23 protein-coding genes are annotated in these 24,505 nt (G+C 72.5%); 15 read left to right on the plus strand and 8 right to left on the minus strand.

Going from position 1 to position 24,505, the window contains the following annotated elements:
- Positions 1–135 precede the first annotated feature (135 nt).
- The 4 genes from QC818_RS03475 to QC818_RS03490 all read left to right on the plus strand — a co-directional run bounded on the left by QC818_RS03475 (position 136) and on the right by QC818_RS03490 (position 5,747).
- Complete coding sequence (locus QC818_RS03475; protein WP_309651453.1) at positions 136–1,206, plus strand: microcin C ABC transporter permease YejB; 1,071 nt, start codon at positions 136–138, stop codon at positions 1,204–1,206.
- 2 nt (positions 1,207–1,208) lie between these two features.
- The gene (locus QC818_RS03480) at positions 1,209–2,270 is read left to right on the plus strand and encodes an ABC transporter permease (RefSeq protein ID WP_309651454.1); all 1,062 of its coding nucleotides are present in this window, start codon (positions 1,209–1,211) and stop codon (positions 2,268–2,270) included.
- Positions 2,263–3,852: an ABC transporter ATP-binding protein gene (locus tag QC818_RS03485; RefSeq protein ID WP_309651455.1), complete on the plus strand. Its 1,590-nt coding sequence runs from the start codon at positions 2,263–2,265 to the stop codon at positions 3,850–3,852. Before QC818_RS03480 ends, QC818_RS03485 begins: the two co-directional genes overlap by 8 nt.
- A gap of 155 nt (positions 3,853–4,007) precedes the next feature.
- Entirely contained in the window at positions 4,008–5,747 is a 1,740-nt protein-coding gene (locus tag QC818_RS03490) for a GGDEF domain-containing protein (protein ID WP_309651456.1), read from the plus strand.
- A gap of 37 nt (positions 5,748–5,784) precedes the next feature.
- On the opposite strand, the gene QC818_RS03495 is transcribed toward QC818_RS03490, so the two are convergent.
- Entirely contained in the window at positions 5,785–6,489 is a 705-nt protein-coding gene (locus QC818_RS03495; RefSeq protein WP_309651457.1) for a pseudouridine synthase, read from the minus strand.
- Positions 6,489–7,304: an amidohydrolase gene (locus QC818_RS03500; RefSeq protein ID WP_309651458.1), complete on the minus strand. Its 816-nt coding sequence runs from the start codon at positions 7,302–7,304 to the stop codon at positions 6,489–6,491. Before QC818_RS03500 ends, QC818_RS03495 begins: the two co-directional genes overlap by 1 nt.
- A 120-nt stretch (positions 7,305–7,424) precedes the next feature.
- Here QC818_RS03500 and rarD point away from each other — a divergent pair, with 120 nt between their 5' ends.
- Positions 7,425–8,327 carry an EamA family transporter RarD gene (gene rarD, locus QC818_RS03505; protein ID WP_309651459.1) on the plus strand — a complete coding sequence of 301 codons (903 nt, stop codon included), beginning with the start codon at positions 7,425–7,427 and terminating at the stop codon, positions 8,325–8,327.
- Here the strand turns inward: rarD and QC818_RS03510 are convergent.
- Positions 8,270–10,726, minus strand: coding sequence for an EAL domain-containing protein (locus QC818_RS03510; RefSeq protein ID WP_309651460.1), 2,457 nt, complete (start codon positions 10,724–10,726; stop codon positions 8,270–8,272). The genes rarD and QC818_RS03510 overlap by 58 nt on opposite strands.
- Positions 10,727–10,854: 128 nt before the next feature.
- On the opposite strand from QC818_RS03510, the gene QC818_RS03515 reads away from it, so the two are divergent.
- Complete coding sequence (locus tag QC818_RS03515; protein WP_309651461.1) at positions 10,855–11,979, plus strand: NAD(P)/FAD-dependent oxidoreductase; 1,125 nt, start codon at positions 10,855–10,857, stop codon at positions 11,977–11,979.
- 1 nt (position 11,980) lies between these two features.
- On the opposite strand, the gene QC818_RS03520 is transcribed toward QC818_RS03515, so the two are convergent.
- Entirely contained in the window at positions 11,981–13,252 is a 1,272-nt protein-coding gene (locus tag QC818_RS03520; protein WP_309651462.1) for an O-acetylhomoserine aminocarboxypropyltransferase/cysteine synthase family protein, read from the minus strand.
- A 123-nt stretch (positions 13,253–13,375) separates the two neighbouring features.
- On the opposite strand from QC818_RS03520, the gene QC818_RS03525 reads away from it, so the two are divergent.
- The gene (locus tag QC818_RS03525) at positions 13,376–15,088 is read left to right on the plus strand and encodes a SulP family inorganic anion transporter (RefSeq protein WP_309651463.1); all 1,713 of its coding nucleotides are present in this window, start codon (positions 13,376–13,378) and stop codon (positions 15,086–15,088) included.
- A gap of 45 nt (positions 15,089–15,133) precedes the next feature.
- Here the strand turns inward: QC818_RS03525 and QC818_RS03530 are convergent, their stop codons facing one another.
- Complete coding sequence (locus QC818_RS03530; RefSeq protein ID WP_309651464.1) at positions 15,134–15,691, minus strand: fasciclin domain-containing protein; 558 nt, start codon at positions 15,689–15,691, stop codon at positions 15,134–15,136.
- 168 nt (positions 15,692–15,859) lie between these two features.
- Between QC818_RS03530 and QC818_RS03535 the strand changes: the two genes are divergently transcribed.
- The 4 genes from QC818_RS03535 (at position 15,860) to QC818_RS03550 (ending at position 18,346) form a co-directional block, all read left to right on the plus strand.
- A complete protein-coding gene (locus QC818_RS03535) occupies positions 15,860–16,414 on the plus strand; it encodes a sigma-70 family RNA polymerase sigma factor (RefSeq protein ID WP_309651465.1) in 555 nt (184 codons plus the stop codon).
- Entirely contained in the window at positions 16,393–17,100 is a 708-nt protein-coding gene (locus QC818_RS03540) for an anti-sigma factor (RefSeq protein ID WP_309651466.1), read from the plus strand. The genes QC818_RS03535 and QC818_RS03540 overlap by 22 nt, the downstream gene beginning before the upstream one ends.
- A gap of 120 nt (positions 17,101–17,220) precedes the next feature.
- Positions 17,221–17,907 carry a DNA-binding transcriptional regulator CsiR gene (csiR, locus tag QC818_RS03545; RefSeq protein WP_309651467.1) on the plus strand — a complete coding sequence of 229 codons (687 nt, stop codon included), beginning with the start codon at positions 17,221–17,223 and terminating at the stop codon, positions 17,905–17,907.
- A 220-nt stretch (positions 17,908–18,127) separates the two neighbouring features.
- The gene (locus QC818_RS03550) at positions 18,128–18,346 is read left to right on the plus strand and encodes a hypothetical protein (protein ID WP_309651468.1); all 219 of its coding nucleotides are present in this window, start codon (positions 18,128–18,130) and stop codon (positions 18,344–18,346) included.
- 25 nt (positions 18,347–18,371) lie between these two features.
- On the opposite strand, the gene QC818_RS03555 is transcribed toward QC818_RS03550, so the two are convergent.
- From QC818_RS03555 to QC818_RS03565, 3 genes are read right to left on the minus strand one after another with little or no spacing between them, the layout of a single operon-like run.
- Positions 18,372–19,310: a 5-oxoprolinase subunit C family protein gene (locus QC818_RS03555; RefSeq protein WP_309651469.1), complete on the minus strand. Its 939-nt coding sequence runs from the start codon at positions 19,308–19,310 to the stop codon at positions 18,372–18,374.
- Entirely contained in the window at positions 19,307–20,026 is a 720-nt protein-coding gene (locus QC818_RS03560; RefSeq protein ID WP_309651470.1) for a 5-oxoprolinase subunit B family protein, read from the minus strand. The genes QC818_RS03555 and QC818_RS03560 overlap by 4 nt, the downstream gene beginning before the upstream one ends.
- Complete coding sequence (locus QC818_RS03565) at positions 20,023–20,775, minus strand: 5-oxoprolinase subunit PxpA (RefSeq protein ID WP_309651471.1); 753 nt, start codon at positions 20,773–20,775, stop codon at positions 20,023–20,025. Before QC818_RS03565 ends, QC818_RS03560 begins: the two co-directional genes overlap by 4 nt.
- A gap of 209 nt (positions 20,776–20,984) precedes the next feature.
- Between QC818_RS03565 and QC818_RS03570 the strand changes: the two genes are divergently transcribed.
- The 4 genes from QC818_RS03570 to QC818_RS03585 all read left to right on the plus strand — a co-directional run bounded on the left by QC818_RS03570 (position 20,985) and on the right by QC818_RS03585 (position 24,476).
- On the plus strand, positions 20,985–21,986 hold the full coding sequence (locus QC818_RS03570; protein WP_309651472.1) for a TRAP transporter substrate-binding protein: 1,002 nt from the start codon (positions 20,985–20,987) through the stop codon (positions 21,984–21,986).
- Positions 21,987–22,082: 96 nt separating this feature from the next.
- Complete coding sequence (locus tag QC818_RS03575) at positions 22,083–22,634, plus strand: TRAP transporter small permease (RefSeq protein WP_309651473.1); 552 nt, start codon at positions 22,083–22,085, stop codon at positions 22,632–22,634.
- 10 nt (positions 22,635–22,644) lie between these two features.
- The gene (locus QC818_RS03580) at positions 22,645–23,943 is read left to right on the plus strand and encodes a TRAP transporter large permease (RefSeq protein WP_309651474.1); all 1,299 of its coding nucleotides are present in this window, start codon (positions 22,645–22,647) and stop codon (positions 23,941–23,943) included.
- Positions 23,943–24,476: a winged helix DNA-binding protein gene (locus tag QC818_RS03585; RefSeq protein ID WP_309651475.1), complete on the plus strand. Its 534-nt coding sequence runs from the start codon at positions 23,943–23,945 to the stop codon at positions 24,474–24,476. The genes QC818_RS03580 and QC818_RS03585 overlap by 1 nt, the downstream gene beginning before the upstream one ends.
- Positions 24,477–24,505 lie beyond the last annotated feature (29 nt).

Genomic DNA, 24,505 nt, shown 5'->3' on the forward strand with positions numbered 1-24,505 from the left:
GTGTGAGGTGTGAGGTGTGAGGTGTGTCAGAGCGTAAGCCTTGATCGGGCTTCCATACGCCTTACCCTTCACCCCTTACACCTCTCCTCGCCCCCTGATCGTACGACATCCGGACATGATTGCTAAGGACACGCCGTGGCCGCCTATGTACTGCGCCGCATCCTGCTGATGATCCCCACCCTGCTGGGGATCATGCTGCTCAACTTCATCATCGTCCAGGCCGCCCCGGGCGGCCCCATCGACCAGATGCTGGCCCGCTTCGAGGGCCTGTCGACCCAGGCCAGCACCCGGCTCGAGAGCGGCGGCGGCGACACCGCCGGCGGCGAGTCCCGAGGCGCCCGGGGCGTGCCGGCGGCCTACATCGAGCGGCTGGAGACCCAGTTCGGCTTCGACGAGCCGGCCCACGAGCGCTTCCTGGGCATGCTCGCCGACTACGCCACCTTCGACCTGGGCGAGAGCTTCTTCCGCGGCGAACCGGTCACCGACCTGATGCTGGAACGCCTGCCGGTGTCGATCTCGCTGGGGCTCTGGACCACCCTGCTGGTCTACCTGGTGTCCATCCCCCTGGGCATCCGCAAGGCCCTGCGCCACGGCAGTCCCTTCGACGTCTGGACCTCGGGCCTGGTGATCGTCGGCTATGCCATCCCCGGCTTCCTGTTCGCCATCCTGCTGATCGTGCTGTTCGCCGGCGGCAGCTACTGGGAGGTCTTCCCGCTGCGCGGCCTGACCTCGCCGGACTTCGCCGAGCTCTCGGCCTGGGGCAAGGTAAAGGACTACTTCTGGCACATCAGCCTGCCGGTGCTGGCCTCGGCCATCGGCAGCTTCGCCACCCTGACCATGCTGACCAAGAACAGCTTCCTCGACGAGATCCACAAGCAGTACGTGCTCACCGCCCGGGCCAAGGGCGCCGGCGACCGCCGGGTGCTCTACGGCCACGTCTTCCGCAACGCCATGCTGATCATCATCGCCGGGCTGCCCTCGGCGCTGGTGGCGATCTTCTTCACCGGCTCGCTGCTGATCGAGGTGATCTTCTCGCTCAACGGCCTGGGCCTGCTGGGCTTCGAGGCGGTGATGCAGCGCGACTACCCGGTGATCTTCGGCACCCTCTACCTCTACACCCTGATCGGCCTGATCCTGAAGCTGATCTCGGATCTGACCTATGTGTGGGTCGACCCGCGCATCGACTTCGCGACCCGGGAGTCCTGAGCATGAATCGCCTCGCCGATCGCCTCTCACCCATCGCCCGCCGCCGCCTGGCGGTGTTCCGCGGCAACCGCCGCGCCCGGGTCTCGCTGTGGGTCTTCATGGTGCTGTTCGTCATCAGCCTGGGCGCCGAGCTGGTGGCCAACGATCGGCCCCTGGTGGTGCACTACCAGGGGCAGTGGTACGCCCCCCTGCTGGTGGACTACCCGGATACCGCCTTCGGCGGCTTCCTGCCCACCCCGGCGGACTACCGCGATCCCTATACCCGGGAGGCGATCGAGGCCGAGGGCTGGATGCTGTGGCCGCCGATCCCCTTCGCCCACGACACCCTGGACCAGCGCCTCGGCCACCCGGCGCCCTCGCCGCCGGACGCCGTGCACTGGCTGGGCACCGACGACCAGGGGCGCGACGTCCTGGCCCGGGTGATCTACGGTTTCCGGCTGTCGGTGGTCTTCGCCCTGGTGCTCACCGCCGGCTCGCTGGTCCTGGGGGTGCTGATCGGCGGTATCCAGGGCTATTTCGGCGGCAAGGTGGACCTGATCGGCCAGCGGCTGATCGAGATCTGGTCGGGCCTGCCGGTGCTGTTCCTGCTGATCATCCTGGCCAGCCTGGTCGAGCCCAACCTGTGGTGGCTGCTGGGCATCATGCTGCTGTTCTCCTGGCTGGGCCTGGTGGACGTGGTGCGCGCCGAGTTCCTGCGCGCCCGCAACCTGGAATACGTCCGCGCCGCCCGCGCCATGGGGCTGCCGTCGCGGCTGATCATGTGGCGCCATGTGCTGCCCAACGCCATGGTCGCCACCCTGACCTTCATCCCCTTCCTGTTCACCGGCGCCATCACCACCCTCACCGCCCTGGACTTCCTGGGCTTCGGCCTGCCGCCGGGCTCGCCGTCGCTGGGCGAGCTGGTGGCCCAGGGCAAGAACAACCTCCAGGCGCCGTGGCTGGGCATCACCGCCTTCCTGACCCTGGCGGTGATGCTCTCGCTGCTGGTGTTCATCGGCGAGGGCCTGCGCGACGCCTTCGACCCCCGCCATATCCAGCATTCCGGGAGCCGCGCCCATGGCTGAGCCGCTGTTTCGCCTCGACGACCTGACCGTGGCCTTCGACGGCGTGCCCGTGGTCGAGGGCCTGAGCCTGGCCGTGGCCCCGGGCGAGACCCTGGCGCTGGTCGGCGAGTCCGGTTCCGGCAAGTCGGTCTCGGCGCTGGGCGCCCTGGGCCTGCTGCCGCGCAACGCCCGGGTCGACGGCACCCGCCGGCTCGGCGACACCGACCTGGCACGGCTCTCGCCGCGGGATTGGCGTGCCCTGCGCGGCGGCCGGGTGGGCTTCGTCTTCCAGGAGCCCATGACCTCGCTGAACCCGCTGCACACCGTGGCCAAGCAGATCGGCGAGACCCTGCGCCTGCACCAGGGCCTGCGCGGCCAGGCCGCCCGACGCCGCAGCCGCGAGCTGCTGGAACAGGTGCGCCTGCCCCGGGCCGAGGAGTTGCTCGACGCCTGGCCCCACCAGCTTTCCGGCGGCCAGCGCCAGCGGGTGATGATCGCCATGGCCATCGCCAACAACCCCCGGCTGCTGATCGCCGACGAGCCCACCACGGCGCTGGACGTCACGGTGCAGCGCGAGATCCTGGCGCTGCTGGCCGAGCTGCGCGATGCCCACGGGATGGGCATGCTGTTCATCACCCACGACCTCAACCTGGTGCGTCGCCACGCCGACCGGGTCTGCGTCATGCACCGCGGCCGCGCCCAGGAGACCGGCGAGGTGGAACGCGTCTTCGTCGCGCCCCAGAGCCCCTATACCCGGGAGCTGCTGGCGGCCGAACCCGCCGGGCGCCCCGCCCCCGTCGAGCGCCGGGCGCCGCTCCTCCAGGCGCGGCGGCTGGGCGTGCGCTTCCAGCGCCCCAAGCGACTGTTCGCGCGCCGCCCCCCGGCCTTCGAGGCCGTGAAGCCCCTGGATCTGGAAGTGGCGCCGGGCGAGACGCTGGGCATCGTCGGCGAGTCCGGTTCGGGCAAGACCACCCTGGCCCTGGCCCTGCTGCGGCTGCAGGCCAGTCACGGCGAGATCCACTTCGACGGCGAGCGCCTGGACCGCCTGCACGGCGACGCCCTGCGCCGCCGCCGCCGCCGGCTGCAGGTGGTCTTCCAGGATCCCTTCGGCTCGCTCTCGCCACGCATGCCGGTGGCGGACATCGTCAGCGAGGGGCTGCGTTTCCACCATCCCGAGCTCGACGCCGCCGCGGTGGACGCCCGGGTCCGGGCGACCCTGCGCGAGGTGGGCCTGCCCGAGGACGGCGGCTCGCGCTACCCCCACGAGTTCTCCGGCGGCCAGCGCCAGCGCATCGCCGTGGCCCGCGCCATCATCCTCGAGCCCGAGCTGCTGGTGCTGGACGAGCCGACCTCGGCGCTGGACCGCACCGTCCAGAAGCAGCTGGTCGAGCTGCTCCGCGAGCTGCAGCGCCGCCGCGGCCTCAGCTACCTGTTCATCAGCCACGACCTGGCGGTGGTCCGCGCCATGGCCCATCGCGTGCTGGTGCTCAAGGACGGCGAGGTGGTCGAACGCGGCGACTGCCGGCGCGTGCTGAGCGAGCCGGAGCGCGACTACACCCGTGCCCTGGTGGAGGCCGCCGGGCTCGCCCCGGTGGGCGACTGAGCCACGGCCACGCCGCCCCGGAGGTGAGCCATGACTTACCCGACCAGGATGATAACGGTATAAATGCAGGCGCCGCGCTGCGTTGATCGCCGGGCGAACACCCGGCCCGGCGGCTTGGCCTATACTGGCGTCCGGACTCGGGCAAGGAGATCGCGATGGGCCACTGGGAGAGGCTGCTGGGCGCGGCGCTGCTGTTGTGCCTGCTGATGGCGCCGGCCGCCGCCGCGCCGAACGCGCCCCGGGAGCTCGGCGAGGGCTGGGAATACCGCTGGGGCGACTCCCCCTTCCTGGCCGACGGCACCCCGGCCTGGACCGGCGCCGCCGAGGACGACGCCTGGCGCCCCATCGCCTTCCCCTCCAACCCGCCCGATCGCGCCGGCCGCCGCCATGCCTGGTTCCGCGTCACCCTGCCCGAGGGGCCATGGCGAGATCCGGTGCTCTACGTCTACAGCATCGACCTGATCGCCGAGGCCTACCTGGGCGGCGAGCGGATCTACCGGCACGGCACCTTCGATGCCACGGGCGAGGGTCGCTTCGTCGGCTGGCCCTGGCACATGATCGGCCTGCCCGAGGACTTCGCCGGCCGCCGGCTGTATTTCCGCGTCTACTCCGACTACACCGACATCGGCCTGTGGGGCGAGGTCAAGCTGATGGAGCGGGCCGACCTGCTGGGCTACATCCTGCGCCACTCCGCCGCGGCGCTGGTGGTCAGCGGCCTCTGCCTGCTGCTCGCCCTGCTCGCCGGCGCCTTTGCCCTGATCCGCGCCAACCGGCGCGGCTTCGCCGCCATCGCGCTGTTCGCCCTGGCCGCGGGGGTGATGATCCTCGCCGAATCCCAGGCCAGCCAGCTGCTGCTGAACGCGCCCCTGCTCTGGGACTTCCTCGCCGCGGGGGGCTACTTCACCCTGCCCGTGGCCCTCGGCCTGCTGCTGGAGCACTGGTTCGCCGATCACCGGCCGCGCCTGATCCGCCGCATCTGGCAGGGCCACCTGGCCTACCTGGCGCTGGCGCTGGGCGCCGCCGCGGCCGGCTGGGTGAACCTCTCCATCACCTTCCCGGTCTTCGACGGCCTGCTGGTGATCAGCCTGACGATCCTGCTGGCGGCGATCGCGCCGCGCTTGCGCCGCCTCGATCCGCTGCAACGGGCGATACTCGCCAGCTACGCCGTCTTCGGCGCCTTGCTGCTGGTGGACATGCTGGTCGCTCACGGCCTGCTGCCCTGGGTCCGGGTCCCGGTCAGCGCCGGGGCGCTGGCCTTCGCGCTGGCGATCGTCGGCATCTCGCTGGCCGACTATGCCCGCACCCGGCGGGACCTGGCGCGGCTCAACCGGCACCTGGAGCGCGAGGTCGACGAGCGCACCCGCCAGCTGCAGACCCTGGTCGAGCGCCTGGAGAGCGATGCCCGCACCGATCCCCTCACCGGCCTGGCCAATCGGCGCCACTTCCAGCGGCGCCTGGACGCGACCGCCGACGGGGCGCCGGCGGACGGCGCCCCCCTGAGCCTGGTGATGATCGATATCGACCACTTCAAGGCGGTCAACGACCGTCACGGCCACGAGGCCGGCGACCGTGTGCTGGCCGGGGTGGCCGAGGCCCTGCGCCGGCACTTCCGCGACGGCGACGCGATCTGCCGGCTGGGCGGCGAGGAGTTCGTGCTGCTGCTGCCCGGCGTCGACGCCGAGGGCGCCCGGGCCCGGCTGTCGGCACTGATGGCGGAGCTGGCCGGCCAGGTCTACCACTACCGGGGGCGGCTGCTGGGCCCGGTCACGGTGTCCTGCGGCATCGCCGCCTGGCCCCGCCATGCCGCGGATCCCCGGGCCCTGGTCGGGCTCGCCGACCAGGCCCTCTACGCCGCCAAGCAGGCCGGCCGGGCCCGGGCCGAGATCTACGCCTGAGGCCCGCCCGGCGCGAGGAGGCGACGGCGCCGTCGGGTCACGCGAACAGCGCCACCTCGGCGTCGCTCAGTTGGCGCCACTCTCCCGGCGCCAGGGCGGGGTCCAGGACCAGCGCCCCCACCGACTCGCGGTGCAGGGCCTCGACGTGATTGCCGATGGCGGCGAACATCCGCCGCACCTGGTGGTAGCGTCCCTCGTGGACGGTGAGCCGGGCATGCCGGGCGTCGAGCGGCTCGAGCTCGGCGGGCCGGGTGGTCGTCGCCTCGCCCTCGAGCCGGATGCCTTCGGCGAAGGCCGCCACCGCGCGCTCGGCCTCGTCGCCTTCCAGCGGCCGTGCCAGCGTCGCCCGGTAGACCTTGGCGCAGCCGCGCCGCGGCGAGGTCACCCGATGAGACCACTGGCCGTCGTCGGTAAGCAGCAGCAGGCCGGTGGTCTCCACGTCGAGGCGCCCCACCGGCTGCAGGCGCTCCGCCTTGGGGAGGTCGATCAGGTCCACCGCCCGCGGGTAGAGGCCGCGGCGCGCCGTGCACTCGACGCCCGTCGGCTTGTGCAGCATGACGTGGCGCAGCCCCACCAGGGACAGCGTCTGCCCCAGCCAGGCCACGCGATCCGCGTCCCCGACATGGCGGGCGCCCTTCTTCTCCGGCTCGCCGTTGACGGTGACCTCGCCGCGGCTCAGGGCCCGCTTGGCCAGCGAGCGGGTCAGCTCGGTGCTCTCGGCCAGGAAACGATCCAGACGCATCACTCGCCCACCCCGTCGGCCAGGGTGAAATGGTCGGCGTCGCGCCAGGCCGGAAACTTCTCGCGGAAGGCGACCAGCTCGTCGAGCGACAGCCGGCCGGTCTCGATGAAGGCGGCATCCTGGGGCCGGTCGATCAGCGGCTCGCCCTTGGCGTCCACCAGCATCGAGTCGCCGGCGTAGGGCAGGCCCTTGGCGTCTTCCCCGACCCGATTCACGCCGATCACCGGGCACAGGTTCTCCACCGCCCGGGCCTGCAGCAGCACCCGCCAGGGATGGCGCCGCGGTGCCGGCCAGTTGGCCACGCACAGCAGGGCGTCGTACTCGAAGTGCTCTCCCGGCGCGGGCTGCTGACGCAGCCACACCGGGAAGCGCAGGTCGTAGCAGACGCTGAGCAGGATGCGAAAGCCCTTGAGCTCGACGATCACCCGCTCGTGGCCCATGGCGTAGCGCTCGTGCTCGCCGGCCATGCGGAACAGGTGGCGCTTGTCGTAGTGCGCCAGGCTGCCGTCCGGGCGCGCCCAGATCAGCCGATTGACATAGTCGCCGTCCTCGACGATGGCCACGCTGCCGGTCATCACGCAGCCGCGCCGGGCCGCCTGCTCGCGCAGCCAGGCCACGGTCCGGCTCTCGGCCATGGGCTCGGCCATGGCTCGGGAGTTCATGGTGAAGCCGGTGGCGAACATCTCGGGCAGCACGATCAGGTCGGTGTCGTCGGCGCCGAGCTCGCCCAGGGACTCGTCGAGCATGCGGCAGTTGGCCTCGGGGTCCTCCCAGCGGAGGTCCGCCTGGACCAGGGTCGTTCTCAGTTCGCTCATCGGGGTCTCCATCGGCTGCGAGCGGTGGCCCCAGCCTACCCGAGACGGCCCTGCGACGCAGCCCGGCACGCCCCCGGCGGGCTGTGCTAGGCTAGGCGTTTTATTAGGACGTTAAACATCATGACGACTGCCTCCGATCCCCGCGCCGGCGTCGGCTTCGGCCTGGCCGCCTACCTGATGTGGGGCTGCTTCCCGCTGTTCTTCGCCCTCTTCGAGGGGGTCCCGGCCTTCGAGATCCTGATCCACCGGGTGCTGTGGTCCTGCCTCTTCCTGGCCGGGGTGGTGACGGTACTGCGCCGCTGGCGGCCGGTGCGGGAGGCGCTGCGCCGGCCGCGCCGGCTCGGCCGGGTGCTGGCCTGCGCGGTGCTGATCGCCGCCAACTGGGGGCTCTACATCTACGCCGTGGAGAGCCGGCAGGTGCTGCAGGCGAGCCTGGGCTACTTCATGACGCCGCTGGTCAACGTGGCGCTGGGCATGCTGGTGCTGCGCGAACGCATGACCCGCTGGCAGGGCCTGGCGGTGGGCCTGGCCGGCGCGGCCATCGCCCTGCAGCTGGCGCTGGTCGGGGCGCTGCCCTGGATCAGCCTGGTCCTGGCGCTATCCTTCGGCACCTATGGCCTGCTGCGCAAGCAGGTGCCGCTGGACGGCCTGTCGGGCCTGCTGGTCGAGACCCTGCTGCTGCTGCCGCTGGCCGGGCTGGCGCTCGCCGGCCTGACCCGGGCCGGCATGTCGCACTTCCTGGCGACGCCGTCCACCACCGCCCTGCTGGTGGCCAGCGGGGTGATCACCGCCCTGCCGCTGCTGGCCTTCGCCGGCGCGGCGCGGCGGCTGCGGCTGGCGACCCTGGGCTTTCTGATGTATCTCAACCCCAGCCTGCAGTTCCTGATCGCGTTGCTGGTGTTCGACGAGCCCCTGACCCGGGTGCAGCTGGCCACCTTCGCCCTGATCTGGACGGGCCTGGCCCTCTACTCCTGGTCGGCCTGGCAGGGCCGCCCGCGGCCCGGGGTCGAGGGCCCGGCGTAACGCGCCAGGAAGGCGTCGAGCTCCAGCGGGCGGGCATAGTGGTAGCCCTGCAGGACGCGCACCCCGAGGCCGATCAACCACTCCGCCTCCCGCTCGGTCTCCACCCCTTCGGCGACGACCTCGAGGCCGAGCTGCCGACAGAAGCTCACCATCGCCGCGTAGGCCTCCACGGCGCGCTCGTGATGGCCGGCGGCCGCCAGCAGGCCGCGGTCCAGCTTGACGGTGTCGAAGGGCAGCCGCTGGAGCAGGCGAAAGGCGGTGTAGCCGGTGCCGAAGTCGTCCAGGGCCACCCGCACGCCCAGCCGCCGCAGCCGCCCCAGGGCCGCATCGGCCAGGGCCAGGTCGCCGAAGTCGGCGTGCTCGGTGATCTCGATCTCCAGGCGCTCGCCGGGCACCCCCCAGCGGCTCAGCGCCGCATCCAGCTCGGCGACGAAGCGCTCCCGCTGCAGGGTCGGCAGGCCCACGTTGACGGACAGCCGCGGCAGCTCCGCCAGCCGGTCGCGGTGCCGGGCCAGCCAGGCCAGGGCCTGGTCGACCACCCAGGCATCGAGGCGGGCCGACAGCCCCAGGCGCTCGACCACCGGCAGGAACTCGGCCGGCGACACCTCGCCCAGCACCGGGTGGTGCCAGCGGATCAGCGCCTCGGCGCCCAGCGGCGTGACGCCGTCCGCGGCAAGCTGGGGCTGGACGACCAGCCGCCACTGCGTTGCCGGGGCCTCGATGAGCGCCTCGACCTCCTGGGCGAGGCGCCGGAAACGGGTCGCCGCCTCCAGCGGCAGGGGCGTCACGCGCAGCAGGGGCTGCCGCCAGCCCGTGCGCTCCAGGCGCATGATGCCCTCGTCGAGGGCCGCGCCGCACTGGGCAATATCCGCCTCGTGGCCGGCGAGGCGCAGCAGGCTGGCGTGCCAGGCCAGCCGATCATCCCCGGCCGCCCCCAGGCGCTCGTCGAGCCGCGCCAGCACGCTATCGAGGCGCGCCTCGACGTGCTCGCCCCCCGGCGAGGCCGGCACCCAGCCCAGCAGGCTGAAGCCGCTGCCGGCGTACAGCCGCCAGCCGTCGGGCAGGGTGCGCCGGACCTCGGCGACCTGCTCGCGCAGCAGCGCCTGGGCCGCGGGCAGGCCGAAGCGGGTGCGCATCTCCCGCAGCCGCGGCGAGATCAGCTCGAACAGCCAGCCGTCCCGCCGGCGATGGGGGTTGGCGAAGTCCGCCTCGAGCAGCTGGCGGCTCGGCAGGCCGGTCTCCCGGTCGAACATCAGCCGCCGCTGGCGGCGGGCCTCGCGGCGTCGCAGCCAGGCCAGCCCCGCGACCCCGGCGGCCAGCACGCCGCCGACGCCGGCGCTCGCCCACAGCAGCCGCTGCTGGGTGCGCCGGGCCTCGTCCATGGCCGACCCGACGTTGCGCCACTCGACCTCCCCGGCCAGGGTCGGAGGCACCGTCGCCGACCAGCGGGCATCCAGCACCCGGCGCCCGCTGTCGACGGTCTGGCGCGCAGGCAGCCGGGCGAAGGACGGGCTCAACAGGCTCTCCACCGCCAGGCTGCCCAGTCGCCGGGTGTCCAGCTGGGCGCCCCCGGCGCAGCCCAGCTCGAGCTGATAGGGAAGGTGGCAGAACACCGGGATGCCGCGCGCCGCCAGGGCCGGCAGCCATTCGCGGCGCCGGGCGTCGAGATCCCCGGCCCCGGTGGTCTGCCCCTCCACCAGGTAGACCCGGGTATCCGCCGGCAGCCCGGCCAGGGCCTCGACCACGCCCTCCGGGGTCCAGTCCCACAGCACCCCGGCCAGCCGGCCGGGAGCGCGGCGGGTCAGCTGCGCCAGGAAGGTCCGGGTCAGGTCCTGGCCCACCGGGGTGCTATCGCCCAGCACCAGCAGCGGCAAGGGGGCGCCGAAGGCCGCCTCGAGGAAGGCCACCGACTGGCCGCCTACCGCCGCCGTGTCGATCAGCCGGACGCCCCGCGACAGGCCGCGCCGGGCCAGCTCGGGGTCGTTGATGCCCAGGGCCATCACCCGGTCGGGGTCGTCCAGGGCGTCGGCATGGGCCAGGTAGAAGCGCAGGGCGGCGTCGTCGAGCAGCAGCAGGCGCTCGCCCGGCGTCACGGCCCGGCGACCGGCGAGCCGGGCGCGCTCCAGGGCGAAGGCCTGCTCCTCCACCAGCCGGCGGGCGTCCAGGTAGTCGACGTCGACCGAGGCGCCCAGCCGCTCGGCGGCGGCCTCGATGTGCCTGAGCAGCGCGTCGGTCCAGGGGTTGCCCCGATGGTAGGAGGCCACCACCTTGAGCCGCGGCCCGAGCGCCTCCGACGGGGGATCGGCCGAGGCGCCGGCGGCCAGCGCCAGCAGCGCGGCCAGCAGCCAGCCCCGCCACCGGCGCCACCGCGCTGCGCTGCCGTGTCTTGCTCGCCTCACCGCCATGCGTCCCCTCGATGTCTTTCGGCGCCATCTGACGCCAGGCCGATGCCACCGTCAACCGCGCCGCCGTCAACGGCTCGCCGACGACGCTCGCGCCCGCGCCCGGCCTCGGCTACCATCCCGCCATGCCTGTCACCGCTCCCCCGGACGCGCCGCTGCTGCTGGCCGGCGCCGGCCACGCCCACCTGCACCTGATCCGCCATCGCCGCCGGCTGCCCGCCGCCCGGGTGATCCTGCTCGACCCCGGCGGTTTCTGGTACTCGGGCATGGCCAGCGGCGTGCTGGGCGGCCAGGCCGCACCCGGCGAGGATCGCCTCGACCCGGCCCGGCTGGCCCGCCGACACGGCGCCGAGGCCATTCGCGGGCGCCTGGCGGGGCTGGATATCGAACGCCGCGAGGCCCGCCTGGACGACGGCCGCCGCCTGCCGGTGGCGGCGCTGTCCCTGAACCTGGGCTCCAGGGTCGACCCGCCGACCTCGCCGCCCGGGGGGCCGCGAGTCTGGCCGGTGAAGCCCATCCCTCACCTGGTCGCCCTGCGGCGGCGACTGTCCCGGGACTTCGCGGCCGGGCGGACGCCGCGGCTGCTGGTGGTGGGCGGGGGCGCCAGCGGCATCGAGCTCGCCGCCAACCTGCGCGCCCTGGCCGAGCGCCACGGGGTCCGGCCGGCGATCCGCCTGGTGACCCGGGGCCCGCGACTGCTCCCCGACGCCCCCGCCGGCGCGGCGGCCTGGCTGTCGCGGCACCTGGCCGAGCGCGGCATCGAGGTCATGACGGGGACGACGCTGACGGAGCTGGTCCCCGGGGGCGCGCGGCTGGCCGCCGGGGACGCGGCGCTGACGCAGCCCGCCGAGCACCTGGTGCATGCCGCCGGGCTGCGGCCGCCGGCGCTGCTCGACGCCCTGGGCCTGCCGACGCTGCCGGGGCGGGGGCTGGCCGTCACCGAGACCCTGCAGTCCCCGGCGGCGCCCTGGCTGTTCGCCGCCGGGGACTGCGCGGCCATGCGCGACCATCCGCTGCCCCGGCTGGGCGTCTACGGCGTCCGCCAGGCCCCGGTGCTGCGCGCCAACCTCGCCGCCTTCCTGAGCGGCGGCGCCCTCGCCGCCTACCGGCCCCAGCGCCGGGCCCTGGCCATCCTCAACCTGGGCGCGGGCCAGGCCCTGGCCATCCGCGGGCGCCTGTGGTGGGCGGGCCGCCTGGCCATGGCCTGGAAACGCCGCCTGGACGAGGGGTTCCTGGCCGGCTACCGCTGACTCAGGCCGAGGCGGCCAGCGCCTGATCCAGGTCGGCGATGATATCGTCGACATGCTCGATGCCGATCGACAGCCGCACCATGTCCGGCGTCACCCCGGCGGCCGCCAGCTCCTCGTCGTTGAGCTGGCGGTGGGTGGTGGCGGCGGGGATCGACGAGCAGGTCTTGGCGTCGCCGATGTTGACCAGCCGCAGCACCAGCCCCAGGGCGTCGTAGAAGCGCGCGCCCGCCTCGCGCCCGCCCTCGATGCCGAAGCTGAGGATGCCCGAGGCGCGCCCGGCCATGTAGCGGCTGGCCAGGGCGTGGTCGGGGTGGCTCTCCAGGCCGGCGTACTGCACCCAGGTGACCCGCGGGTGCGCCTCCAGGTAGCGCGCCACCGCCAGGGCGTTGTCGCAGATGCGCTCGATGCGCAGCCCCAGGGTCTCGAGGCCCTGCAGCAGCTGCCAGGCCGACTGGGCGGAGAGCGCCGCGCCCATGTTGCGCAACGGCACCACCCGGGCGCGGCCGATGAAGGCGGCCTCGCCCAGGTCGCGGGTGTAGCAGACCCCGTGATAGGACGGGTCCGGCTCGTTGAGCAGGGCGAAGCGCTCGGCGTGCTCGGCCCAGGGGAAGCGCCCGGAATCGACGATCACCCCGCCCACGGTGGTGCCGTGACCGCCGATGTACTTGGTGGCGGAGTGGATGACGATATCGGCGCCGTGCTCGATGGGCCGGCACAGGAAGGGGGTGGGGACGGTATTGTCGACCATCAGCGGCACCCCGTGGCGATGGGCCAGCTCGGCCAGGCGCGCCAGGTCCACCACGCCGCCGGAGGGGTTGCCGACGCTCTCGCAGAACACCGCCTTGGTCCGGGCGTCGATCAGGTCTTCCATGGCATCGAGGTCGTCCTTGTCGGCGAAGCGCACCTCGATGCCCTGGCGCGGCAGGGTATGGGCGAAGAGGTTGTAGGTTCCGCCGTAGAGCTCGCTGATCGAGACGATGTTGTCGCCGGCCTCGGCGACGGTCTGGATGGCATAGGTGATGGCGGCCATGCCGGAGGCCACCGCCAGGCCGGCGATACCGCCCTCCAGGGCCGCCAGGCGCTGCTCGAGCACCGCGCAGGTGGGGTTCATGATCCGCGAGTAGATGTTGCCCTCGACCTTGAGGTCGAAGAGGTCGGCGGCGTGCTGGGCGCTGTCGAAGGCGAAGGAGGTGGTCTGGTGGATCGGCACGGCCACGGCGTGCTGGTCGTCGGGGGCATAGCCATGATGCAGGGCGAGGGTCTCGGGCTTCATGAGGTGTCCTTGGTCGGGAGGCCATTCGGGAGTGTATCGGCCGATCCTAACTCAAGGCTGCTGCGCGATCCCCTTATCGTTTAGTCTGGTGGGATTCCTCTTGCTGCAGACGACGGGCACCGGATGCTCAGACGCTACCTGCCGATCCTCACTTGGCTTCCCCACTACAACCGGCGCCTGTGCGGCGCGGACCTGCTGGCCGGCACCATCGTCACGGCGCTGGTGATCCCCCAGTCGCTGGCCTATGCCCTGCTGGCCGGCCTGCCGGCGGTGGTCGGCCTCTACGCCAGCATCCTGCCGCTGCTCGCCTATACCCTGCTGGGCACCAGCCGCACCCTGGCCGTGGGGCCAGTGGCGATCATCGCCCTGATGACCGGGGCGGCCCTGAGCGGCGTGGCCCCGCCGGGCAGCCCGGCCTACCTGGAGGCCGCCCTGACCCTGGCCCTGCTGTCCGGGGGCCTGCTGGTGCTGATGGGCGCGCTGCGGCTGGGCTTCTTCGCCAACTTCCTGAGCCACCCGGTGATCGGCGGCTTCCTGTCCGCCTCGGGGCTGCTGATCGCCGCCAGCCAGCTGGCCCACCTGCTGGGCCTCGAGGCCGGCGGCTATACCGCCGTGGCGCTGCTGACCAGCCTGGCGGGGCAGCTGGGCGCCACCCACTGGCCGACCCTGGCGGTGGGCGCCGGCAGCCTGGGCTTCCTGGTGGCGGTGCGCCGCTGGGGGCGGCCGGCGCTGACGAGGCTGGGCCTGCCGGGTGGCCTGGCCGGGCTGTTGACCCGGGCCGGGCCGGTCTTCGCGGTGGCCGGCACCACGGCGCTGAGTGCCTGGCTGGGCCTCGCCGGGCGGGGCGTGGCGGTGGTCGGCGAGGTGCCCGGCGGGCTGCCGCCGCTGACCCTGCCGGGCGTCGATGTCGAGCTGTGGCGCCGGCTGCTGGTGCCGGCGCTGCTGATCAGCGTGGTGGGCTTCGTGGAGTCGATCTCCATGGCGCAGATGCTGGCCGCCAAGCGCCGCGAGCGGATTTCCCCCAACCAGGAGCTGGTCGGCCTGGGCGGCGCCAACCTGCTGTCCGCCGTCTCCGGCGGCATGCCGGTCACCGGGGGCCTGTCGCGAACGGTGATCAACTTCGAGTCCGGCGCCCGCACGCCCATGGCCGGTGCCTTCGCCGCCCTGGGCATCGGCCTGGTCACCCTGGCCCTGACGCCGCTGCTCCGTCACCTGCCGGTGGCCACCCTGGCCGCCACCATCACGGTGGCCATCCTGACCCTGGTGGACATCCCGCTGATCCGCCAGACCTGGCGCTACTCCCGCGGCGACTTCGCGGCCATGGCGGTGACCATGGCCCTGACGCTGGCCGAGGGGGTGGAGGCCGGTATCATCGGCGGGGTGCTGCTGTCCATCGGCCTCTTCCTGTATCGCACCAGCCGCCCGCACAGCGCGGTGGTGGGCCGCATCCCCGGCACCGAGCACTTCCGCAGCGTGACCCGCCACGACACCGAGACGGTCAGCCACCTGGCCCTGCTGCGCGTCGACGAGAGCCTCTACTTCGCCAACGCCCGCTACCTGGAGGACACCCTCTACGACCTGGTGGCCCGACGCCCGGCGCTGGAGCACGTGGTGCTGATCTGCTCGGCGGTCAACCTCATCGACGCCTCGGCCCTGGAGAGCCTGGACGCCATCAACGCCCGGCTCCGGGACTCCCGGGTCACCCTGCATCTGGCCGAGGTCAAGGGCCCGGTGATGGACCGGCTCAAGCAGAGCCGCTTCCTGGACGACCTGGAGGGGCGGGTATTTCTCAGCACCTACGCGGCCTGGTCCGAGCTCAGCCGCGCCGAGCGCTGAGCCGCCCCGGCGGCCGGCATGGCGCCGGCCGCCGGGGCGCGGGGCTCAGGGCATCATCACCCGGTCGATGACATGGATGACTCCGTTGGCCTGGGCCACGTCCACCAGGGTCAGGTTGGCGCGGCGCCCCTGGCCGTCGACCAGCATCAGGTTGTTGCCGTTGGGCATCACCGTCAGCCGCTCGCCCTGGACGGTGGCGAAGCTGGCCGCCTCACCGCGCTCCATGACGGCCTCGTGCAGCTCCTCGCGGGTCAGGCGTCCGGGCACCACATGGTAGGTGAGCAGTCCCCGAAGCCTGTCGCGATTCTGCGGCTCGAGCAGGCCCTGGACGGTGCCGTCGGGCAGGGCCGCGAAGGCCGCATCCACCGGGGCGAAGACGGTGAAGGGCCCCTCGCCCGCCAGCGTCTCGGCGAGCCCGGCCGCCTGGACGGCGGCCACCAGGGTCTCGTGGTCGGCGGAGTTCACCGCGTTGTCGACGATGCTGCGCTCCGGCAGCATCGAGGCGCCGCCGACCGTGGTGGGGCCGTGATCGGCCTGGACCTGGCCGGCGGCCAGGGCGGCGGTGCACAGGAAGCCAGCGAGGCAACGATTGAGGGTCTTCATGGCGATCTCTCCTTGTCAGGGTGGCACCTTCCTTCGGGAAGGCTCATGGAGGGATACGCACCCCAACGCGGGATGGATGCAGCGACCTGCGTTGACGGCGCGAGGTTTACTCCCGGCCCCTCGCCCGAGACCATCGAGGGGCCTTCGCCCACGGCCCAAGGATGCGGCATGAGTGATCCCAGCCAACGACTCGTCGACGACCTGGCCGGCTGCGCCCGGGGCGATCATCGCGCCCTGGCGCGGCTGTATCGCGCCACCAGCGCGCGTCTATATGCCCAGCTGCTGCGTATCGTCAGGGACGAGGCGGCGGCCCAGGACTGCCTGCAGCAGGTCTACCTGCGGGCCTGGCAGGCCGCCGACCGCTACGACCCCGCCCGGGCCCGGCCGATGACCTGGCTGTCCACCCTGGCCCGGCACGTGGGCATCGACTGGCTGCGCCGGCGGCGCCCCGACGCCGATGACGACGGCACCGACCCGGCGACCCTGGCCGGCGACCGGGACGGCCCCGCCGCGGCCAGCGTGCGCGGAGAGGACGCCCGGGCGCTGCACGACTGCCTGGCGGTGCTGGGCGGGGAACAGCGCCAGGCCATGGAGCTGGCCTACTTCCAGGGCCTGACCCACGCCGAGCTGGCCGAGCGGGTGGCGCAGCCGCTGGGCACGGTGAAGAGCTGGATACGACGCGGACTCGAGAGGTTGAAGGCATGCCTGACCACTGGGACCTGAGCCGCCCCGACGAGCGCCACCTGGCGGCGGGCGAGTATGCCCTGGGGGTGATGGACGAGGCCGAGCGAGCCCGCTTCGAGGCGGTGCTGGCGGTCAGCCATGATCTGCAGCGCGAGGTGGCCGACTGGCGCGAGCACCTGCAGCTGTTCAACGACCGCCTGGCGCCGGTGACGCCGCCGCCCTCGGTGTGGCGCGCCATCGCCAGGCGCACCGGCGGCGCCGCGTCCCGCTGGCGCTCGCTGGCGCTGTGGCGGGGGCTCGCCGGGGCGAGCGCCGCCCTGGCCCTGGCGCTCGCCCTGCTGTGGGTCGCGCCCCTGGACCCGGGCGCCCCCGAGGAGGCGGCGGTCTACGTAGTGCTCGACGAGTCGCGCTCCCCGGACTGGATCATCAGCGCCACCGAGGACGGCCGGCTCCGCGTGCGCGCCGTCCAGCCGCGCCGGGTCGGCGAGGACCAGACCGGCGAGCTGTGGCTGGTGGCCGACGGCGCGCCGGTCTCGCTGGGGCTGCTGCCGGACCGCGGCACCCGCCTGCTGACCCCGGCCCCGGCCCTGCGCGAGCGGCTGATGTCCGCCGATCTCGCGGTCAGCGTCGAGCCCACGGGCGGGGCCCCGGCGGGCCGGCCCACCGGCCCGATCATCGACCACGGCCGCCTGACGCCGGTGCGCGGCGCCACCCTGCGCTTCTAGGCGGGCGCGCGAAATATCCAGGATTCCGCGAGGTGACGACGGTTTACCGAACGGACGACGATTCTCGCCCATGGCGATGATCGGGTATCATGGGGGCTCATTTCAGGGAACCGCAGCACCATGGACAGCACCCCGAAACAGAATCTCGGCATCAGCGCCTATACCTGGCTCAAGCAGGACATCATCCGCGGCGTCTTCCAGCCCGGCGAGAAGTTGCGCATGAGCGGCCTCAAGGCGCGCTACGACCTGGGCATCGGCCCGCTGCGCGAGGCGCTCTCCCAGCTGGTGGCCGAACGGCTGGTGGTGGCCATCAGCCAGCGCGGCTACCGGGTGGCCCCCATGTCCCGGGAGGAGCTCGAGGACCTCTACGACGCCCGGGCCCAGGTGGAAGGCCTGGTGCTGGAACTGGCCATCGCCCGGGGCGACGACGCCTGGGAGGCCGATATCCTGGCCAAGGCGCATACCCTGTCCAAGGTGATGGAGGTCAACAGCGCCGACGAGATGCTCGACGTCTGGGACACCCGCCACCAGGCCTTCCACACCGCCATCGCCGCCGGCTGCAACTCCCCCCACCTGATGCAGGTCCGCCGCAGCCTCTTCGACCAGGTCGAGCGCTACCGCCACCTCTGGCTGCGCGAGACGGTGTTCTCCGAACAGGCCCTGGAGCGCAAGCGCCGGGAGCACGCCGCCCTGGTCGAGGCGATCCTCGCCCGGGACGCCGGGAAGGCCCGGGAGATGATGCGCGAGCACCTGATGACGCCGGTGCCGATCATCCTCGAGGCCATGCAGCAGCGCGGGCTCGCCTAGCGGCCCGTCGGATCGACCGAGCGTCACGGCTGTCGCGTCGAACGTATCGACCGATTGAGGCGAATGGCGCGCTGTTTCACGAAATGGATCGAACGAAGTTGGCCGCAAGCCCGGGATTCGCGATAGATCAGCGTCGCGCCCGCCAGACTGCCGGCCCGGTCATCGTCCTGTCACGGGCCGCCGGGACACTGGCCCCCACATCCGCCGAGGAGTGATCGCCATGCACATGCCCCACCTGCTGCGCCTGACCCGGGAACAGGAGATCCGCCTGGAGCGACTGGCCGAGCACTGCGGCCTGTCCCGGACCGAGTTGCTGGAACGCCTGGTGGCCCAGGGCCTGGCCGACCTGGAGACCGAGCTGATGATCGAGGGCGCCAGCGGCCCCCGGGCCGAGCGGTCCATCGACCAGCTGCTGCGCGAAAGCGGCCTGGGCAGCTGACCCCCGCGGCGCCGGCCGCCCCCGCCTAGGCGAAGCGGGCGCGGAAGCGACGATAGTCGGCCAGCGCCCGCTCGGCCGGCACCGCGCCCAGCCGCACCCGCTGCCCCGGCTGGCACTGGGCCAGCCGGCCGCACGACAGGGGCGTCAGCGCGCCCAGCCGCGGATAGCCGCCGATGGTCTGGCGATCGTTGAGCAGCGCGATCGGCTGGCCGTCCGGCGGCACCTGCACCGCGCCCAGGCCCAGCCCCTCGGACACCAGGGTCTCGACCCGGCAGCGCAGCGGCGGGCCGAGCAGCCTCACCCCCATGCGATCCGCCCGGTCGTCGACCGTCCAGTCGCGGTGGAAGGCGGCATGCAGGCTCGCCCCCTCGAACTCGGCGATCTGGGCGCCGGGGATCAGCGCCAGCCGCGGCGGGACCCGGTAGTCGGGGCGTTGCTCCGGCGGCGCCAGGCGCGCCTCGTCGCCCTGCCCCGCCGCCTCGCCCACCGCCAGGCGATCCCCGTCGGCCAGCGGTCGCCCCCGGCCATCGTGGCCGCCCAGCCCCTCGCGAACCACACAGGCCCGGCTGCCCAGCACCGCCTGCGCCCGGAAGCCGCCGGCCACGGCCAGATAGGCGCGCAGGCCGGCCTCGGGCCGGGCGAAGCGCAGCACCTGGCCGGGGCGCATGCGAAAGCTGCGCCAGGCCGTCAACGGGGCGTCGTCCAGGGTCGCCCCCAGGTCGGCGCCGGCCAGCGCCAGCAGCAGCTCGCGCTCGGCCTCCAGGGCCAGGCCGCCGAGGGTCACCTCCAGGGCCGCCGCGCCCCAGGCATTGCCCGCCAGCCGGTTGGCCCAGGCCCAGGCATGGGGATCGGCCGGCCCGCCCTGGGTCACCCCCAGGCGACGCACCCCGAAGCGGCCGGCATCCTGCAGCAGCGCCAGCGGGCCGGCCCGGCGCACGCGCAGCCCGATCGTCGTCTCGCTCATGCTCCCTCCTCCATGGGGCGCGAATCGCCGCCCAGGCGCTCGAACTCGGCGCGCGACACCGCCACGAAGCGCACCCGATCGCCCACACCCAGCAGGCTGAAGCCGTCCCGGTCGCGGTCGAAGAGCCGCGCCGCGGTGCGCCCGATCAGGTTCCAGCCCCCCGGCGAGACCCCCGGGTAGGCGGCGGTCTGGCGGCCGGCGATGCCCACGCTGCCGGCGGGCACGCGCCGGCGCGGCGTCTCCAGGCGAGGCGTCTCGAGCCGTCGGTCGACGCTGGCCATGAAGGCGAAGCCCGGCGCGAACCCCAGCGCGTAGACGCGATAGAGGGTCCCGGCATGGCAGGCCACGGTGTCCGCCACGCTCAGTCCCGCCCGCTCGGCCAGCCGCGGCAGCTCCGGGCCGACGCTGGCGTCGTACCAGGTGGGCAGCTCCCGGACTCGCCCCGTCGCGTCCTCGGCGTCGGGCCGCAGGCCGGCCAGCACGCCGGCGAGGACCCGGCGCGCCGCCTCCGGCGTCAGCGCCAGGGGGTCGAAGACCACCAGCAGGGTGGTATAGGACGGCACCAGGTCCACCAGGGCCTCGCCGAAGGCGGCCTCGCAGTCGCGGGTCAGGGCGGTGATCCAGGCCAGGTTGGCCTCGTCGATGGCGTCGAACAGCCGCACCAGCCAGCCGTCCAGGCCGGCGGACTCGAGCCGCGGCAGGGCAGCGCCGCTCATCGTGCCGCTTCCTCCGCCAGGGCGGCGCGGATGGCCTTGATGGCGGCGATGGAGTCGGCGTTGTCGCCGTGCACGCAGAGGGTGTCGGCCTCGAGGATCAGCTCGCTGCCGTCCCGGGCGATCAGCGGCTCGCCCCGGGCGATGCGCCGGGCCTGGTCGACGATCACCTCCGGGTCGTGATGCACGCTGCCGGTCTCGCGGCGCGATACCAGCCGCCCCTCGCCATCGTAGGCGCGGTCGGCGAAGGCCTCGAACCACAGGCTGACGCCGTGGCGGGCGGCCAGCTCGCGGGCTGGGCCGTTGTCGCGGGTGGCCATCACCATCAGCGGCAGCGAGGCGTCGTAGGCGACCAGGGCGCGCATCACCGCAGCCAGGATCTCGGGGTCGCGCATCATGTCGTTGTACAGCGCGCCGTGGGGCTTGAGGTAGCCCACCGACAGGCCCTCGGCGCGGCAGAGCCCCGCCAGGGCCCCGGCCTGGTAGAGCACCAGGTTCTCGATCTCCTCGGGGCTGCAGGCCATGGAACGCCGGCCGAAGCCGACCATGTCCGGATAGGCCGGGTGCGCGCCCACCGTCACCCCGTGCTTGCGGGCCAGGCGCACCGTCATGCGGATCACGTCCGGGTCGGAGGCATGGAAGCCGCAGGCCACGTTGGCCAGGTCCACGTGGGGCATGACCTCGTGATCCAGGCCCATGACCCAGGGCCCGAAGCTCTCGCCCATGTCGGCATTGAGAAGCAGGGATGTCATGGCCACCTCTTGTTCAAATGTTTTATCGATAAATTATCAGCGTTTTTTTGATTCTTCATCGTCATTTAGTCTAAACATCGTTGACGCCCTGTCACGCCACTGCCTAACCTTCCCGTCAATCGACCGCTATGCTCTAGCCAGAGCCCCGCCCGTTCGCCGACCGGGGCCCTTCACCACAACAATAGACCGACCCGAGAGAGGACCTTCTCATGATGTTCCGCCATGCCCTGCCCCGCCTGCTACCCGCCGCCGCCGTGGGGATCGGCCTCGCCACCCTCGGCGCCCCCGCGCTGGGCGCCACCGAGTGGGACATGCCCACCCCCTACGGCGACCGCACCTTCCACACCGTGAACATCCGCGAGTTCGCCGACGACGTCCGCGAGGCCACCGATGGCGAGCTGGACATCACGGTCCACTCCAACGGCTCGCTGATCGGCCATGCCGAGATCAAGAACTCCGTGCGCCGCGGCATCGTGCCGATCGGCGAGTTGATCATGTCGCGCCTGGCCAACGAGAACCCCATCTTCGAGGTCGACTCGGTGCCCTACCTGGCGTCCAGCTACGAGGACGCCCGCGCCCTCTGGGACGCCTCCCGGGAGGTCATCGCCGAGGAACTGGCCGAACAGCGCCTGCGCCTGCTGTTCGCCGTGCCCTGGCCGCCCCAGGGGATCTACACCCAGGAGGAGGTCGACGCGCCCGAGGACCTGCAGAACCTGAGCATGCGCGCCTACAACGCGGCCAGCGAGCGCCTCGCCCAGCTGGCCGGCGCCGTGCCCACCCAGGTGGAGGTGCCCGACATCCCCACCGCCTTCAGCACCGGCCGCGTCGGCGCCATGATCACCTCCCCGGCCACCGGCGCCGACACCAAGGCCTGGGACTACCTGAGCCACTTCAACCACGCCCAGCTGTGGCTGCCCAAGAACATGGTGATCGTCAGCGAACGGGCCTTCTCGCGCCTCGACGAGGCCACCCGCCAGGCGGTGCTGGACGCCGCCGCGACCGCCGAGGCGCGAGGCTGGGAGATGAGCCGCCAGGAGACCGACGAGGCGCTGCAGGTGCTGGAGGACAACGGCATCCAGGTGTCCACGCCGACCCCGGCGCTCGCCGCCAAGCTCGAGGAGATCGGCGCCACCATGACCGAGGAGTGGGCCGAGCGTGCCGGCGAGCAGGGCGACGCCATCCTCGAGGCCTATCGCGCCGCCCAGGAATGAGGATCGGGGCGCCGGGGTCCGCCGGCTGCCGCGCCCCCTCGCCCACCGCCAACTCACCGGGGCCCGCAGGGCCCCGGACATCTATGGGTCGTCACCATGAACTATCGATTGCGCCCCCTCTACAACCTGGGGGGCTACCTCTCCGCCACCTGCCTGGTGCTGATCTGCACCCTGATCACCGCGCAGATCGTCGGGCGGATCATCGACATCCTGGCCACCGCCGTGGGCGGCGGGCGCATCGGCCTGGCCATCCCCGGGCTGGCCGAGATCTCCGGCTTCCTGCTGGTCGGCGCCACCTTCCTGGGGCTGGCCTACACCTTCATCCACGGCGCCCATATCCGGGTGACCCTGCTGATCGGCCGGCTGCCGGCGCGCTACCGGGTCTTCGTCGAGGTGGCGTGCCTGAGCGTGGCCCTGGCGCTGTGCCTCTACCTGGCCTTCTACCTCTATCGCCTGCTGGCCGACAGCATCGCCTTCGGCGAGACCTCCTACGGCCTGCTCAGCATCCCCTTGTGGCTGCCGCAGTCGGCCATGCTGGCCGGCATCGCGCTGTTCTGCCTGGCGCTCGGCGAGGCCTGGTGGCAGACCCTGGTCACGGCGATCCGCCGCCCCGACGACTTCACCCCCAACGACCGTGGCCAGGAATGACGAGGCGACCATGCTGATTCTCACCCTCACCCTCTTCGTCACCCTGCTGGTGCTGCTCGGCAGCGGCGTCTGGGTGGCCTTCTCGCTGCTCGGCCTGGGCTGGATCGCCCTCAGCCAGTTCACCAGCATCCCCACCGGCGACGTCATGGCCTCCGACATCTGGGGCGCCAGCTACAGCTGGGAGCTTACCGCCCTCCCCATGTTCATCTGGATGGGCGAGATCCTGTTCCGCTCCCGGCTGGCCGACGACATGTTCACCGGGCTGTCGCCCTGGATGCAGCGCATCCCCGGGCGGCTGCTGCACACCAACGTGGTGGGCTGCGGGCTGTTCGCCGCGGTCTCCGGCTCCTCGGCGGCCACCTGCGCCACCATGGGCAAGATGACCATCCCCGAGCTGACCCGGCGGGGCTACGACGAGCAACTGGTCATCGGCACCCTGGCCGGCTCGGCCACCCTGGGCCTGCTGATCCCGCCCTCGATCATCCTGATCGTCTACGGCGTGGCCACCGATCAGTCCATCGCCCGGCTGTTCATCGCCGGCATCTTCCCCGGCCTGCTGCTGATCGGCCTGTTCGCCGCCTACCTGATGCTCTGGGCCTGGCGCCATCCCGACAAGGTCCCGGCGGCCGACGCCCGGGTGGCCTGGGGCGAGCGGCTCAAGCGCTCGCGGCGGCTGATCCCCATGCTGGCGCTGATCGTGGGGGTGATCGGCTCCATCTACGCCGGCCTGGCCTCGCCCACCGAGGCCGCCGCCGTGGGGGTGGTGCTCTCGCTGCTGCTGGCCAAGGTGCAGGGCAGCATGGATCGCGAGGTGTTCCGCGACGCCCTGCTCGGGGCAGTGCGCACCTCCTGCATGATCGCCTTCATCCTCGCCGGGGCCTCCTTCCTCACCGCCGCCATGGGCTTCACCGGCCTGCCCAGCGACCTGGCCGCCTGGATCGGCACCCTGGGCCTGTCGCCGGTGATGCTACTGGCGGCGCTGACCGTGCTGTTCATCCTGCTGGGCTGCTTCCTGGACGGCATCTCGGTGGTGGTGCTGACCACCTCCATCCTGCTGCCCATGGTGGAGGCGGCCGGCATCGACCTGATCTGGTTCGGCATCTACCTGGTGATCGTGGTGGAGATGTCGCAGATCACCCCGCCGATCGGCTTCAACCTCTTCGTCCTCCAGGGCATGACCGGCCGCAACATCCTGAGCATCGCCTGGGCCGCCCTGCCCTTCTTCTTCCTGATGATGCTCGGGGTGGTGCTGATCGGCCTCTTCCCGGAGATCGTCACCTACCTGCCCACCGCCATGGGGAACCGCTGATGAGCCAGGACGAGACCCAGACGGCCGCGTCGCCCCGCGGCCCCATCGTCTCCTCGGAGCACCTGTCCCGAAACGCCCAGGAACTCTCGGAGTTCGAGTTCGGCATGATCATCGCCAGCCACGCCTTCCAGCGCTGGATGGTGCGCTGCATGACCGCCGCCGGCCTGCCGGAGCTGGGCTCCCTCGACGTGCTGGTGCTGCATAGCATCAACCATCGCGAACGGGCCAAGCGCCAGGCCGACATCTGCCTGGTGCTCAACGTGGAGGACACCCATACGGTGACCTATGCGCTGAAGAAGCTGGGCAAGCTGGGGCTGGTGGCAGGCGAGAAGCACGGCAAGGAGACCTTCTACCGCACCACCGACCAGGGGCGGGCGACCTGCCAGCGCTACGCCGAGATCCGCGAGGCCTGCCTGGTGGACTCGCTGTCGACGCTGGGCATCGAGCGCGAGGACCTGCACCGCATCGCCGCCAGCCTGCGCGCCATGTCCGGGCTCTACGACCAGGCGGCGCGCTCCGCCGCCTCGCTGTAGGCCCTTCACGCCGCCGCCCCGACGCGGCC

It is taken from the genome of Halomonas koreensis (assembly GCF_031451675.1).
Lineage (GTDB): Bacteria > Pseudomonadota > Gammaproteobacteria > Pseudomonadales > Halomonadaceae > Halomonas > Halomonas koreensis.